At 46.1% G+C, this 13,862-nt stretch carries 15 protein-coding genes; 6 read left to right on the top strand and 9 right to left on the bottom strand.

All coding sequences use genetic code 11. The features are described 5' to 3' along the window. The 3 genes from ACMJ0U_RS06625 to ACMJ0U_RS06615 form a co-directional block, all read left to right on the top strand. Positions 1 to 1,139, top strand: a 1,139-nt coding sequence (locus ACMJ0U_RS06625; protein ID WP_417129028.1) for an efflux RND transporter periplasmic adaptor subunit, incomplete at its 5' end; no start/stop codon positions are given. Positions 1,140 to 1,145: 6 nt separating this feature from the next. Further along, complete coding sequence (locus ACMJ0U_RS06620) at positions 1,146 to 4,286, top strand: efflux RND transporter permease subunit (protein WP_417129027.1); 3,141 nt, start codon at positions 1,146 to 1,148, stop codon at positions 4,284 to 4,286. Next, positions 4,267 to 5,718, top strand: a complete 1,452-nt coding sequence (locus tag ACMJ0U_RS06615; protein ID WP_417129026.1) for an efflux transporter outer membrane subunit — start codon at positions 4,267 to 4,269, stop codon at positions 5,716 to 5,718. Before ACMJ0U_RS06620 ends, ACMJ0U_RS06615 begins: the two co-directional genes overlap by 20 nt. 80 nt (positions 5,719 to 5,798) lie before the next feature. On the opposite strand, the gene rsgA is transcribed toward ACMJ0U_RS06615, so the two are convergent. Further along, complete coding sequence (rsgA, locus tag ACMJ0U_RS06610; RefSeq protein ID WP_417129030.1) at positions 5,799 to 6,734, bottom strand: ribosome small subunit-dependent GTPase A; 936 nt, start codon at positions 6,732 to 6,734, stop codon at positions 5,799 to 5,801. 79 nt (positions 6,735 to 6,813) lie between these two features. Then, entirely contained in the window at positions 6,814 to 7,374 is a 561-nt protein-coding gene (gene frr, locus ACMJ0U_RS06605; protein WP_417129024.1) for a ribosome recycling factor, read from the bottom strand. Between the two features lie 174 nt (positions 7,375 to 7,548). Here frr and ACMJ0U_RS06600 point away from each other — a divergent pair, with 174 nt between their 5' ends. Then, positions 7,549 to 8,073: a histidine phosphatase family protein gene (locus ACMJ0U_RS06600; RefSeq protein ID WP_417129022.1), complete on the top strand. Its 525-nt coding sequence runs from the start codon at positions 7,549 to 7,551 to the stop codon at positions 8,071 to 8,073. A gap of 66 nt (positions 8,074 to 8,139) precedes the next feature. Here the strand turns inward: ACMJ0U_RS06600 and pyrH are convergent, their stop codons facing one another. The 4 genes from pyrH to ACMJ0U_RS06580 all read right to left on the bottom strand — a co-directional run bounded on the left by pyrH (position 8,140) and on the right by ACMJ0U_RS06580 (position 11,361). Next, positions 8,140 to 8,850, bottom strand: a complete 711-nt coding sequence (gene pyrH / locus ACMJ0U_RS06595) for a UMP kinase (RefSeq protein ID WP_007559787.1) — start codon at positions 8,848 to 8,850, stop codon at positions 8,140 to 8,142. 71 nt (positions 8,851 to 8,921) lie between these two features. Continuing rightward, entirely contained in the window at positions 8,922 to 10,238 is a 1,317-nt protein-coding gene (locus ACMJ0U_RS06590) for an MATE family efflux transporter (RefSeq protein WP_417129020.1), read from the bottom strand. Next, on the bottom strand, positions 10,235 to 10,972 hold the full coding sequence (locus ACMJ0U_RS06585; RefSeq protein ID WP_417129018.1) for a biotin--[acetyl-CoA-carboxylase] ligase: 738 nt from the start codon (positions 10,970 to 10,972) through the stop codon (positions 10,235 to 10,237). The genes ACMJ0U_RS06590 and ACMJ0U_RS06585 overlap by 4 nt, the downstream gene beginning before the upstream one ends. Positions 10,973 to 10,992: 20 nt before the next feature. Continuing rightward, positions 10,993 to 11,361: a YraN family protein gene (locus ACMJ0U_RS06580; RefSeq protein ID WP_417129016.1), complete on the bottom strand. Its 369-nt coding sequence runs from the start codon at positions 11,359 to 11,361 to the stop codon at positions 10,993 to 10,995. Between the two features lie 73 nt (positions 11,362 to 11,434). Here ACMJ0U_RS06580 and ACMJ0U_RS06575 point away from each other — a divergent pair, with 73 nt between their 5' ends. Further along, entirely contained in the window at positions 11,435 to 11,668 is a 234-nt protein-coding gene (locus tag ACMJ0U_RS06575) for a hypothetical protein (RefSeq protein ID WP_007559774.1), read from the top strand. A 3-nt stretch (positions 11,669 to 11,671) separates the two neighbouring features. Continuing rightward, a complete protein-coding gene (locus ACMJ0U_RS06570; RefSeq protein ID WP_417129014.1) occupies positions 11,672 to 12,106 on the top strand; it encodes a nucleoside deaminase in 435 nt (144 codons plus the stop codon). A 6-nt stretch (positions 12,107 to 12,112) separates the two neighbouring features. Here ACMJ0U_RS06570 and ACMJ0U_RS06565 read toward each other — a convergent pair whose 3' ends face one another. From ACMJ0U_RS06565 to ACMJ0U_RS06555, 3 genes are all read right to left on the bottom strand, one after another. Beyond that, the gene (locus tag ACMJ0U_RS06565) at positions 12,113 to 12,400 is read right to left on the bottom strand and encodes a DUF4834 family protein (protein ID WP_417129013.1); all 288 of its coding nucleotides are present in this window, start codon (positions 12,398 to 12,400) and stop codon (positions 12,113 to 12,115) included. A gap of 54 nt (positions 12,401 to 12,454) precedes the next feature. Beyond that, entirely contained in the window at positions 12,455 to 13,159 is a 705-nt protein-coding gene (locus ACMJ0U_RS06560) for a CDP-alcohol phosphatidyltransferase family protein (protein WP_417129012.1), read from the bottom strand. Between the two features lie 37 nt (positions 13,160 to 13,196). Then, on the bottom strand, positions 13,197 to 13,862 hold a 666-nt coding region (locus ACMJ0U_RS06555), incomplete at its 5' end, for a phosphatidylserine decarboxylase family protein (protein ID WP_417129011.1).

Below are 13,862 nucleotides of genomic sequence, written 5' to 3'. Positions count from 1 at the left end.
TTCTTCACAAGGTTGCAATCTGGTCGTGTGTGACCGGACTGTTGCCTGCCTGTCAGTCATCAGGCGAAAAACAAGTAAAGAGTAAGGAAACCATACCGGTGACGGTACTTCAGCCAACTGCTATTGACTTGCCACGTTCGTATGTAGCAGATATTCAGGCGATTCAGTTTGTGGAAATAAAGGCTCGTGTAGAGGGATTTATCCAAGAGGTGTTGGTAGACGAGGGGCAGCTGGTTAAAAAAGGCCAACCTATGTTCCGTTTAAATTCGGAGAATTATATGGAGGTGCTTAAGGCAGCTGAAGCTAACTATAAGCAGACGCAAGCTCAGTTGGAACTGGCGAATTATGAAACCGAACGCGTACAGCGTCTGGTGGACAAACAGATTATTTCGCCGATTCGCTTGGATCAGGTGAAACGTGAGCGGGAAGTGGCTCGAATGAAAGTAGAGCAGGCGCGTGCAGAAATGCAACGGGCTCAGATGGAGTATAGTTACACGACGATTACCGCACCTTTCACTGGCTATGTGGACCGTATTCCTTATAAAGTGGGAAGTTTGGTGAACCCGGAAAGCTTGCTGACTACCGTGAGCGATATTTCGGAGATCTTTGCCTATTACAAAGTGAACGAAAGCGAATACCTGCGCTTGAAGCGTGCGCAGTTAAGCGGAGAAAACTTGCAGCAGTTGGATAACGTGGAATTGATTTTGCCCGATGGCTCTGTGTATTCATATAAAGGAAAACAAGAAACGGTGGAAGGGGACTTTGAACGAGGTACCGGTTCTATCGCATTCCGTGTACGTTTCCCAAATCCTGACGGACTGTTGAAACATGGAGTAACCGGAAAGGTACGTATGATGACTCACATGGAGGACGTATACATGATTCCTCAGAAATCTACCTTTGAAATTCAAGATTTTACGTATGTATATTTGTTTAATGAAGAAGGGAAGGTAGAGGTGCGCAGCTTTAATCCGATTGAGCGTTTCCAGAACTATTATGTAACCCAGGATTTCCCGGCGGGTACAACGATTGTATACGAGGGCGTGCAGTTGGTGAAAGACGGTATGCAGATTAAGGCAGACACCATTCCGTTTGAAGACGTGAGAAAGGAATTGAAGTTGAACATGTTGCAAAGATAAGGGCCTATGTTTAAGTTGTTTATTCGTCGTCCGATTCTTTCGGCAGTTATCTCTGTCATCATCGTTTGTTTGGGAGGACTGGCATTGGTATCGCTGCCTATTACGCAGTTCCCGGATATTGTGCCTCCTTCGGTAACGGTGACGACCCGTTATACAGGAGCCAGTGCCGATGTGATGGCGAAGACGGTAGCTACTCCGCTGGAACGTGCCATCAATGGAGTGCCGGGTATGACTTATATGACTACGGTATGTACGAATGATGGTATGTCGCTCACAACTGTTTATTTTAAGGTTGGAACTGACCCTGATGTAGCTGCTGTAAACGTGCAGAACCGTGTGACTACCGTACTGGATGAGTTGCCTGAAGAGGTAATCCGTGCCGGTGTGGTGACAGAGAAAGAAGTGAACAGTATGTTGATGTATTTGAATGTGTTCAGTACGGATACTACGCATACGGAGAAGTTTGTGTATAACTTTGCCGACATTAATGTGCTTCGTGAATTAAAACGTATTGACGGAGTGGGTTTGGTAGAAATCATGGGAAGCCGTGACTATGCCATGCGTGTATGGCTGAATCCGGCTCGTATGGCGGCCTATAACTTGGTGCCACAGGATGTGACAGATGCTATCCGTCGGCAGAACATTGAAGCGGCTCCTGGAAAAACTGGTATCAGTTCCGATAAATTGCCCCAGCAGTTGCAGTACGTATTACAGTATACCGGAAAGTTCAGTACCCCCGAAGAGTACGGGGAAATTGTGCTCAAGGCCTTGCCCGACGGTTCGTTGTTGCGTTTGAGGGATGTGGCTACCGTCGAGTTTGACTCGGAAGATTATAACATGGTGTCTATGACCGACGGACGTCCTTCTGCCTCTATTATGATTAAGCAGCGTCCGGGCTCCAATGCGCGTGAAGTAATTGAAAACATTAAGCAGCGTATGGAGGAAATCAAGGAGAGCAGTTTTGCTCCCGGTATGGATTATAATATTGCATACGACGTATCCCGCTTCCTGGACGCTTCCATTACTTCCGTGTTGAAGACCTTGTTGGAAGCTTTCTTGTTAGTATTTGTCGTAGTGTTTCTTTTCTTGCAAGATTTACGCTCTACACTGATTCCTGCCATTGCCGTACCTGTCTCTTTGATTGGAACCTTCTTCTTTATGCAGATGTTAGGTTTCTCCATCAACATGCTGACCTTGTTTGCACTGGTACTGGCCATCGGTATTGTGGTTGATAATGCGATTGTGGTGGTCGAGGCTGTTCATGTCAAGATGCATGAAGAAAAGTTGAGTCCTTATAAGGCATCTGTAGCTGCTATTAAAGAAATTGGGGGAGCCATCATTGCCATTACGCTGGTAATGTCGGCCGTATTCGTGCCGGTGGGCTTCATGGAAGGTACGGTAGGTATTTTCTACCGTCAGTTCTCTTTGACGCTGGCTGTGGCTATCGTGATTTCGGGTATCAATGCACTTACGCTTTCGCCTGCACTTTGTGCCTTATTGCTTCGACCTGCTGGTCACGGACGTAAGAAAGCCACTTGGCTCCGCAAGTTCTTTGTGGTGTTCAACCGCCGTTACGACCGCTTTGAACGCAGTTATCAGTTAGGATTGCATAAGTATTTAGGACGAAAATCTTTTACTTATGCTACGTTAGTGTTGTTCTTCCTGGCTACGTATGGCATCAATTTACTACTTCCTACCGGATTTATCCCGAATGAAGACCAAGGTATGATTTATGTAAACGTGGATGCCCCTCCGGGAGCTACGGTGGAACGAAGCGAAAAGGTGCTGGATCAGATTCAGGCCGCCTTACTGCCTTTTGATGAGATTGAAAGCATCTCTACACTGGCTGGTTATAGCCTGATGACAGAGACAGAAGGAGCCAGCTACGGTATGGGTATGATTAACCTGAAAGCTTGGGATGAGCGTGATAAGGGAGTAGAGGAACTGATGCAGCTGTATAAGGAGCGTACTTCTCACATCAAAGATGCCGACATACAGTTCTTCTTGCCGCCTTCTGTGCCCGGTTTCGGTAATGCCAGTGGTTTTGAGCTTCGTTTGCAGGATAAGACGGCAGGCGATTTCCATGATTTTGCGGAAGTGGCCAATACATTGGTTGAGAAGTTGAACGCCGACCCGCGTCTTCAGGGAGTTACGTCTGGTTTTAATCCGAATTTTCCGCAGTATTTGTTGAAAGTAGATTTGGCAAAAGCCGCCAAGTTAGGTGTAGACTTGGATAAGGCCATGGAAACCCTCCAGGCTTATATCGGAAGTTTCTATTCGTCCAACTTTATTCGTTTCGGACAGATGTATAAGGTGATGATTCAGGCTTCACCGGAGTATCGTATGAATCCGGAGGATTTGTATCGCCTATATGCGAAGAACAATGACGGCAATGTGGTGCCTTATTCAAATTTTATGACCATGGACCGTGTGTTCGGTCCCAGTCAGATTACCCGTTATAACATGTTTACTTCTGCCCTGATTACAGGTGAAGGAGAAGGAGGTATCAGTTCGGGTGAGGTGATACAGGCCGTAGAAGAAATCAGTAAGGAAGTGCTTCCTCGTGGTTACGATGTGGAATGGTCGGGTATTACCCGTGAGGAAAAGGATTCGGGTGGACAGACGATATTGATTTTCGGAATCTGTCTGTTGTTCGTGTACTTGCTGTTGGCGGCACAGTACGAAAGTCTGCTGTTGCCTTTCCCCGTCATTCTTTCGTTACCTGCAGGGATTTTCGGTTCTTATTTCTTCCTGCAACTGGCCGGACTTGAGAACAATATTTATGCACAGGTGGCACTGGTCATGCTGATAGGTTTGTTGGGTAAGAACGCGATTTTGATTATCGAGATGGCCAACCAGTATCGTCAGAGCGGACTTTCGATTATGGAAGCTGCAGTGAAAGGGGCAGTAAGCCGTCTGCGTCCTATCTTGATGACTTCGTTTGCCTTTATCTGCGGATTGATTCCGCTGTTGGTGGCTACCGGAGCAGGTGCATTAGGAAACCGTTCCATCGGTACTGCCGCTGCCGGAGGTATGTTTATTGGAACCTTTGTAGGAATCTTTCTTGTACCTGGTTTGTATATCTTGTTTGAAACCTGGTCTTCTCGTTTAAAGACCGATAAAAAATATGATGAAGATGAAGACTAATTGTTTACGAAATTATATTGCAATTGCCGTTGTTATACTGTTGTCGAGTGGCTGTAAGTCGCCTTTTCTCCTTTCGGAAGAGAAGGTGGCTCTGCCTGAGACTTTTGTCGGGGGAACCTCGGATACGTTGAATGTGGCCAGCCTGTCATGGAAAGAATTCTTTCCGGATACTTATTTAAAGGCATATATCGATACGGCACTGGTAAGAAATCATAGCTTTCTGCAAACTTTGGAGAGGGTATCGCTCGCCCGTGAACAGTTGCGGGTGGGCCGGGGAGCTTTGCTGCCTGAAGTCTCCTTAGGGTTGAGTGCTGGTGTGCAGCGTTTTGGTGAATATACCATGGATGGGGTAGGAAATAGTACGACCAATACTCCCGATTTGGCTAAAGACAAGCATATCCCTGACCCTTATAAAAACTTGAATTTAGGCGTAAGCTTTCAATGGGAAGCCGATGTATGGGGAAAACTGACAGATAAAAAGCGTGCAGCAGCACTTCGCTGGATGAACTCGGTGGAAGCGGCACGGCTGGCACAAGTTATGTTGGTTTCTGAAGTGGCTTTACAGTATTATCATTTGGTAGGGCTGGACAAGAAATGTGTCATTCTGAAAGAAGAAATTCAGAAGGCACAGGAAGCTTATGAACTGACCAATGAACTGATGAAGGAAGGTGAAGTTTCCCGTTTGTCAGTCGACCAGTTCCAATCACGTAGATTGAAGTTGGAAGAAATGCTTCTCGATACGCGTCAGCAGATTGCAGAAGCAGAACGTGCACTAGCATTGTTACTGGGAAAGCTGCCTTTTGAAATCAAGCGTTCCACTTTTGAGGAAATCTCGGAATCACAGTTTCCCACTGCTTCCGGCATACCGGCTCAGTTGTTGTGTAACCGTCCGGATGTGAAGGCGGCTGAACTGGAACTGCTGGCTTGTAAGGCCGATGCTTCTGCAGCTCGTAAGACTTTTTTCCCTTCCTTGCTTATCGGGGGAGGAGCCGGATTCAATGCCTTTGATTTGAGCAAGTGGTTTGTCTCACCGGCTTCTTTGGTCTACGACTTGGCAGCCGGTATCAGTGCTCCTTTATTCAAACGGCATGAAATCAGGGCTTTGTGGAATGAATCGAAAGCACGTCAGCGTATGGCATTGCTGGAATATCACCGGGTGGCGTTGAAATCCTATCAGGAAGTAGCCGATTTGCTGGAGGCATCTGAACGGATGGACGAACGTAAATTGTTGAAGGCCAAAGAAAGTCGTGTGCATCGCCGTTCCATTGAGAATGCGAATGAATTGTTCCGTACTGGTTTTGCGGGTTATCTGGATGTGCTGTCTGCCGATGAACGCTATTTGGATTGTGAACTGGAACGTATAGACTTGAATGTGGCTTATTGTCAGCTTCATACCCTTCTTTACCGTTCTTTGGGGGGAGGACGCTTCTGACATCATTCTTTATTATAAGAAAAACAGCCTCGCTCTGACAGTAGTTGGCGTCAGAGCGGGGCTGTGTATTTTATTGGCTATTAGTATGCAGAACGGTATTTTCCTTCTTCTTTGTCTTCTAAAATATTCAGGTAAGAAGCATATCTTGATTCACTGATGTAATGATTCTCTACGGCCTCACGTACGGCACATCCCGGTTCGTGGCGGTGGGTACAGTTGCCATATTTGCATTGGGCAGAGAATTCAAAGATTTCCTTGAAATAGTGTCCCACTTCTTCGTCTTTCATGTCAAATGTACCAAATCCCTTGATGCCCGGCGTGTCAATGATGTATCCGTTGCTTGCCACCGGAAACATTTCTGAGAATGTGGTGGTGTGCATACCTTTGTTATGTGCGGTAGAGATTTCTCCCGTCTTGACATTCTGCTCGGGTAGGATGGCATTGATGAGGGTTGATTTTCCCACGCCGGAATGGCCGGAAAATAAGGTTACTTTTCCTTCTAATGCTTGTTTGATTTCGTCTACTCCCGTACCGTCCAAGGCAGAAATCCGGTAACACGGGTAGCCGATGTGCGTGTATAAGTTTGTCAAGCCATCTAAGTAATGCAGTTCTTCTTCCGTATAACGGTCTACTTTGTTGAAAACCAGGCAGACAGGCACACGATAGGCTTCTGCAGAGGCCAGAAAACGGTCGATGAAGACTGTTGAAGTCTCCGGATAGTTTACTGTAACCACCAGCATGCACTGGTCTAGATTGGCTGCGATGATGTGTGACTGTTTGGAAAGATTGGAAGAACGGCGGATAATGTAATTTTTCCGGTCTTCAATTTCAGTAATGAATGCGGTTCCCTCCGCATTGACATTGATTTGTACACGGTCGCCCACTGCAATGGGGTTCGTGCTGCGTATTCCTTTCAGGCGGAAATTCCCTTTTATTTTACATTCAATCAGCTTTCCCCCGTCGGTCTTGACCAGGTACCAGCTTCCCGTATTTTTAATGACCAGACCTTTTTCCAAAATGAGTGTGTGCAAAATTAAAAAAAAAGGAGGGAAGAGACTATGTAGGCTCCTCTCTCCTCGTGTGTAGTGAATAAGATTATACTGTCATGATTTCTTTGTCCTTGGCAGTCAGCATGTCATCAATTTGCTTGATGTACTTGTCGTGTACTTTTTGCAGTTTGGCTTCCGAGTTCTTCTGTTCATCTTCCGGCATACCATCTTTCACGGCTTTTTTCAGTGCGTCGATGGCGTCGCGGCGTGCGTTGCGCACACTTACTTTTGCAGTTTCACCTTCACCTTTGCATTGCTTGCTCAACTGTTTACGGCGTTCCTCTGTCAATGGCGGGATACCGATACGGATGATTTCACCGTTGTTTTCCGGCATGATACCCAGTTCAGAGTCGATGATAGCCTTTTCAATTACGCGAAACATGCTTTTGTCCCACGGCTTGATGGCGATGCTGCGCGCATCGGGAGTAGTTACTGCCGCTACGTTATTGATGGGCACCATACTTCCGTAAGAATCTACGCGGATACTGTCTAACAAGCGTACGTCAGCCTTTCCGGCACGGATGTGAGCCAGTGCTTCGTCCAGGTACATGACTGCCATATCCATTTTCTCTTCAGCTTCGCTGATAATTGTTTTAGAATCTGCCATATATTTCTTGCATTTATAGGTTTTATATTCGTTGATAAGTATTTATGTGAACAAAAATAAGCTATTTTTTATTTCCTTGCAATACTTCTGAAAATAAGTTTGTGTCTTCCGGTTTCGGAAATATCCTGAAAAACTTCTTATCTTTGTTTTATCACTATAAAACAGCACGGTTGTATGATTACACTTTATTTGGCGCGCCACGGGCAGACGGTGGAAAACCTGAGCCGTATTTTTCAAGGGCACTTGCCTGGTACATTGACAGAAGAGGGAAAAAAGCAGGCGATGGAATTAGGAGAGTCCCTGCGGGATATTGTACTGGATGCGGTGGTCAGCAGTGATTTGCAACGGGTGGTGGATACCGTGCAACTGGCTGTAGGCAGCCGGCAGCTGCCTTGGCGACAGACTACGTTGTTGAGGGAAATAGACTGGGGGCCTTGGACTGGACTGGCTGTGGGAAGTGTCGATTTAAGTAATCCTCCTGCTGGAGTGGAAACTCGCCAGATGATGTACGACCGGGCCGGTGCTGTTTTAGATTATCTGTGGCAACATTATGATGGGAAGCGTGTGTTAGTGGTGGCACACGGACAAATCAACCGTTGCCTGGAAGCTCGGATTGCAGGACTTCCGTTGGAAGGGGTACGTACGATACCGTTGATGAAAAATGCAGAATTACACCGTTATGAACTGACACATGGATAAATGAAAACGGCAAGACGCGGATAGCTTTTCATGTCTTGCCGTATATTTTTTGATTCAAATGAATAATCAGTTGTGTACCAGCGTACCGATGTTTTCGCCAGACATTACCTTTTTCAGGTTGCCCACCGTATCCATGTCGAATACAATAATTGGCAGGTTGTTTTCCTTACACATACAAGTAGCGGTCAGGTCCATTACTTTCAGTCCTCTTGCCAGTACTTCATCGTAAGTGATGTCATCGAACTTAGTGGCAGTCGGGTCTTTTTCCGGGTCAGCAGTATAGATACCATCCACGCGCGTACCCTTCAGCATCACGTCGGCTTCAATTTCAATACCTCTCAATGAAGAACCTGTATCAGTGGTAAAGAACGGATTACCTGTTCCGGCTGACATAATTACTACTTCTCCGTTTTCCATGGCTTCAATGGCTTTCCATTTGGTATAGAACTCACCGATAGGTTCCATGCGGATGGCTGTCAGTACACGGGCTTTTACACCGGCAGCCACTAGGGCAGAACTTAATCCTAAACTGTTGATAACTGTAGCCAACATTCCCATCTGGTCGCCTTTTACGCGGTCGAATCCTTTTCCGGCTCCAGACAGTCCGCGAAAGATGTTACCGCCACCAATCACGATGCCAATCTGTACCCCCATGTCGTGGATTTCCTTGATTTGCTGTGCATATTCGCCCAGACGTTTTTCGTCAATACCGTATTTCTTTTCTCCCATCAAGCTTTCGCCGCTGAGTTTTAACAGGATGCGTTTGAATTTTGCCATAATCGTATTTGTTTTTAGATTGCTACAAAGTTAGTAATAATTTGCATATATCCCGAGGCTTGTCGTTAAAACTATACCTGTCTGTTGAGGTTGGTGTGTGGCATCCGGTAGAGTATTCCTCCCTGCACAATACCTCGCAGTGTCAGGTATACAATAAAAGCCATCCATAATGCATGATTTCCTAACGTGGTATGGAATCCATAATAGAGTAGGAAGAAGCTGGCCGAGGCCACTAACATGGAGCGGAGCATTACACGGGTAGCTGTAGCACCGATACAGATTCCATCGAGCAGAAAGGCCGAGAATCCTGCCAGCGGAATGGCCAGTATCCAATAGATATATTCCTCAGAAGCCGAAATGACAGAAGTGTCGTTCGTGAGCAAGCCGAGAAAACTTTTACCTCCTGCTCCGTAGAGTAACGTGAACAGCAGTGACAAGGCGATTCCCCACTTGAAGAGATGCCGTATGGTCAGTCTTAGCGACTGATTGTCTTTGGCCCCGATGTATTTTCCGGTCAGCGCCTCTCCTGCGTAGGCAAATCCATCCATGAAATAAGAAAAGAGGGTGAATAGCTGCATCAGCAGGGCATTCACGGCCAATACCACATCCCCGTAAGCTGCACCTGTGGAAGTGAAGAAGACGGTAACTGCAATCAGGCAGAGCGTGCGGAAAAAAATATCCCGGTTTACCTGGAAGAAACGCTTCATTTCCGTACGGTCGAACAAGGCTTTCTGGCGAAGGTATTTTCGGAGTGGACGGTAATAAGTCAGCCAGAGCAGACAGGCCATACCCAGTCCGGCATATTGTGCCACGAGTGTGCCAAATGCCACGCCTTCGACTTTCATCCTGAGCACAAACACAAAAAACAGGCTGGCTGCAATATTGACAATGTTCTGGGTTATGGCAATGAACATCGGGAAACGGGAATTTTGCATGCCGATGTACCAGCCCGTGAAGCCATAGAGGCCTAAAGTGGCCGGTGCCCCCCAGATACAGATGTGGAAATACAATGTAGCTAATTGCCGGACTTCCTCGCTGGTGTCCATGCACATAAATGCGAAATTTCGTATCGGATATTGTAGTAACAGCAAGGCAAGCGACAGCAGCAGGCTGATACTTAGTGAGCGTAGCAGAATGCGCGTTACTTCCTGTAGGTCATGCCTTCCATAAGCCTGTGCGGTAAGTCCCCCAGTTCCCATGCGGAGGAAACCGAACAGCCAGTAAATCATATTGAACAGCATGCCTCCCACCGCAATTGCACCGATGTAAGATGCGGCTCCCAAGTGCCCTACAATGCTGACGTCAATCAGGCCTAACAGGGGAACTGTGATATTGGAAACGATGGAAGGAAGGGCGATGTGAAGAATCTGTCGGTCAGTACGTGTCATAAGATGTATTCCACTTCCTTGAATAAATATCCCCTTGTCTGTCCGGCCTCGTCTTCCAGTATTAGCCGACCGTTTGGTTCAATGTCGGCAATGCGTGCCCGAAAGTCCCCGTCTTTATCGCGGAACGGGTGCAGTCCTTCTTTTCGATAAAGCGCCTCCTTGTAGCGCGTTTCCAGCATATCTGTCCGGTTTTCTTTCAGAAGTTGGTAATAATCTGTTACTTTCTCCATAATTTGTTCCAGCACCTCGCGCGGGTCGTACAGATTGCCGGTAATCTGGCATAATGATACCGGATTGGGCGCATCGCTGAGGAAACGTTCCTGGTTCAGGTTTACGCCGGTACCCGAAATGGAACGGCTGATGTGGATGCCTGTCAAGTCATTTTCAATCAGTGTGCCGCAAATCTTCTTGTCTTTCCAATAAATGTCGTTAGGCCATTTGATGGAAATTCCCTCCGTGTAGGTAGACAGCACATCCTGCAACGCCAAGGCAGTCACTTGTGAGAGATAGAACTGGCGGTATGCTTCCAAAAACTCCGGATAAACTACAAAACTGAAGAGCAGGTTTTTCCCGGCTTCCGACTCCCAGCTGTTGCCACGCTGTCCTCGTCCTGCCGATTGGAAAGATGAATACACGGTGGTCAGTTCTGCACACGCTTCTTTCTGGCAAAGTGTCGCTAAATACGTGTTGGTAGAAGTCGTTTCTGCCAATACGATAGGTTCAGGATATGTCATTGTTCTTTTCTGTTTCAAAGTTAGTTCCACACAGGCGGAAAAAAAGCGTCCTTAATGTGTTCCATGCGGAAAGGAGGGCGGTTTCCTACTACCGTGATAATATCAAAGCGGACAGGAAGGTCAATGGCGAACTTTCGGATGTATGCATCTGTAGAGGCCACTATGTTTCTTATTTTACGCCTGTCCACCGCTTCCTCCGGCTGTCCGAAACAGGCATCACTTCGTGTTTTTACCTCCACGATGACCAGTTCACCGTCTTTCTGTGCCACAATATCCAAGTCGCGGTGTCCGGAGTGCCAGTTCCGGTGCCTGATTTCGTATCCTTTTTCCATCAGGTACCTTACGGCAGCGTTTTCTCCTTCTTTACCCAGTTCATTATGTGATGCCATTTTTCCGCTTTTTCGCAAAAATACGCATTTTTATGTTTCAATATTAACAGAATACGCTAATTTTGCAGGAAAGATGGTAAATAGCGGAAAAAAAAGAAAAAAAGTACCGGTCAGTAATCCTCCCCGCCGCCAGCGGATGGTTTGTCTGATGAGCGAAGAAGAGGTGCGAATTGTAGACCGTTATCTGGAGAAATACCAGATAACCAACAAGGCACGCTGGCTTCGCGAGACCGTATTGGCTTTTATCCATCAGAATATGGAGGAGGATTATCCTACTCTTTTCAAGGAACACGATATGCGCAGATAAATTATGGCAGACGATTCTTTTTATATGAAACAGGCCCTGGTTGAGGCCGCACGGGCAGCAGAAAGAGGAGAGGTTCCGGTGGGTGCCGTGGTAGTTTGTCGTGACCGCATTCTGGCGCGTGCGCATAACTTGACTGAAACATTGCACGATGTGACAGCCCATGCCGAGATGCAGGCACTTACTGCAGCTGCCAATTCATTAGGGGCAAAATATTTGATTGATTGTACGCTTTATGTCACCGTGGAGCCTTGCGTGATGTGTGCCGGTGCCATTGCCTGGTCACAAGTAGGCCGACTCGTTTTCGGTGCAGAAGACGAAAAAAGAGGCTATCAGCGTTACGCACCTCAAGCTTTGCATCCGAAGACTGTTGTCGTAAAAGGAGTGCTGGCCGATGAATGTGCCAGACTAATGAAAGATTTCTTCCGAAAGAAAAGATAAGGATTCTTAATTGATTTCCTCAAACTCCACGTATTCCCCTTCGTCTTTGTCAAAAATCTTTTTACGTTGACGCACAGGTGCACCTCCTTGTGTAGAGTAAGAATCAGATGTCTCATCCTGATTATGGGCCGATTGATAACTTTGAGAAGAATATGTTGTTCTCTGGCTCGAATTGTTACCTTGCATACGGCGTTTGAATCCGAATACCATACTGACGATTTTGGAAAGTATAAGCAATCCAATCACCAGAACAACCAGTATAATAAAAATTAGAAAGCCTAAAATATGGAACATTGTCTTTTGTTTTTAATATGATATATGCAAAAAATGTGCCATACGATTTTTCAGCTATTTCTTATATGTCAGTAATGACAAAATGATATACCAAACGATGACAGCCGCAAATCCGCTCAATTGGAAAATGATTAGTAGAGGAATGCTGACAATCAGGAATATATAGCTTATTTTGTTATGTCCCCATGACAAATCTTTAAACTTCAGGGAGAACATTGGGAGTTCTGCCACCAGCAGCAGTGACATGACTACTACTAAGATGAACAAGTATAAGGCATTGAAATGTTCGGATACTAAAAAACCGTGTGCACCTACGATCAGTGAGCCCCAAAATAATGCGTTAGCCGGAGTTGGCATTCCGATAAAGGAAGAAGTCTGCCGTTCATCCAGGTTAAACTTGGCCAGTCGCAGAGCCGAGAAAACGGCAATCAGGAAAGCCGTATAAGGCATAATTCCTGACAACGACATAAGAAAATCAGGGTAATGTACCTCTTTAAACAAGGAAAATGCGATGGCAGCCGGTGCCAGTCCGAACGTGATGTCATCTGCCAGTGAATCAAGTTCTTTTCCTATGGGAGAAGATACATGCAGCAAACGGGCAGTCATTCCATCAAAAAAGTCGAATGTGGCTCCTAATACAATAAAAAGCAGAGCCAGTTCATATTTACTATGAAAAGCCATATAGCTGGCTATGCATCCACAAAACAAGTTGCAGCTTGTAATGGTATTGGGAATGTTCCGGGTTATCACATTTGCCATATCTTATATAATAAGGTGTAAATATCGCATTTCAAGTTTAAGGCAGACGGGCAATTACCGTTTCATTACCGGTCGTTTTTTGTCCCATGCTGACGCAGACTTCTGTACCCAGTGGCAGATACACATCTACTCGTGAACCGAATTTGATAAATCCCATGTGTTCGTCAATATAACAATCCTCACCCGGTACTGCATAGGTAACGATGCGTCTTGCTACTGCACCTGCAATCTGGCGTGCCATTACTGTATGGCCCTCAGGGGTTTCAATTACCACCATGGAACGTTCGTTTTCCGTACTGGCTTTGGGAAGCCATGCTTTCATAAAACGTCCGTTATGATGGTCTACATGCTTTACCACTCCGTCTACAGGATACCAGTTGGCATGCACATTTGTAATATCCATGAAAATGGAAATCATCAGTCGTCGGTCATGGAAATATTCGTGTTCGTCTACTTCTTCAATCACCACGATGCGTCCATCTGCAGGAGCTACTACAGTTTTTTCCGTATCTCCTTTGAATAATCGAATGGGGCAGCGGAAAAAATTGACCATCAGTAGGTACAGAATGATACTAATGGCCGCTACAATATAAAATGGTATCCGACATTCTATCCCCCAATATAAACCGGAATTTATAAGAAGCAATAAAATTGCGCTGGTAATCAGGATGTGAGTCCCTTCATGGTGGAGGCGGATTTTTTT

This window comes from Phocaeicola sp. (genome assembly GCF_048170425.1).
Taxonomy (GTDB): domain Bacteria; phylum Bacteroidota; class Bacteroidia; order Bacteroidales; family Bacteroidaceae; genus Phocaeicola.
The sequence above is the reverse complement of the archived record's forward strand: the minus strand, read 5'-3'. Positions and strand labels throughout refer to the sequence as shown.

Excerpts from the sequence above, each read along its gene's own strand:
- ACMJ0U_RS06620 (WP_417129027.1), top strand. The coding sequence starts at position 1,146 with ATGTTTAAGTTGTTTATTCGTCGTCCGATTCTTTCGGCAGTTATCTCT.
- ACMJ0U_RS06615 (WP_417129026.1), top strand. The coding sequence starts at position 4,267 with ATGATGAAGATGAAGACTAATTGTTTACGAAATTATATTGCAATTGCC.
- frr (WP_417129024.1), bottom strand. The coding sequence starts at position 7,374 with ATGGCAGATTCTAAAACAATTATCAGCGAAGCTGAAGAGAAAATGGAT.
- ACMJ0U_RS06600 (WP_417129022.1), top strand. The coding sequence starts at position 7,549 with ATGATTACACTTTATTTGGCGCGCCACGGGCAGACGGTGGAAAACCTG.
- pyrH (WP_007559787.1), bottom strand. The coding sequence starts at position 8,850 with ATGGCAAAATTCAAACGCATCCTGTTAAAACTCAGCGGCGAAAGCTTG.
- ACMJ0U_RS06590 (WP_417129020.1), bottom strand. The coding sequence starts at position 10,238 with ATGACACGTACTGACCGACAGATTCTTCACATCGCCCTTCCTTCCATC.
- ACMJ0U_RS06585 (WP_417129018.1), bottom strand. The coding sequence starts at position 10,972 with ATGACATATCCTGAACCTATCGTATTGGCAGAAACGACTTCTACCAAC.
- ACMJ0U_RS06580 (WP_417129016.1), bottom strand. The coding sequence starts at position 11,361 with ATGGCATCACATAATGAACTGGGTAAAGAAGGAGAAAACGCTGCCGTA.
- ACMJ0U_RS06575 (WP_007559774.1), top strand. The coding sequence starts at position 11,435 with ATGGTAAATAGCGGAAAAAAAAGAAAAAAAGTACCGGTCAGTAATCCT.
- ACMJ0U_RS06570 (WP_417129014.1), top strand. The coding sequence starts at position 11,672 with ATGGCAGACGATTCTTTTTATATGAAACAGGCCCTGGTTGAGGCCGCA.
- ACMJ0U_RS06565 (WP_417129013.1), bottom strand. The coding sequence starts at position 12,400 with ATGTTCCATATTTTAGGCTTTCTAATTTTTATTATACTGGTTGTTCTG.
- ACMJ0U_RS06560 (WP_417129012.1), bottom strand. The coding sequence starts at position 13,159 with ATGGCAAATGTGATAACCCGGAACATTCCCAATACCATTACAAGCTGC.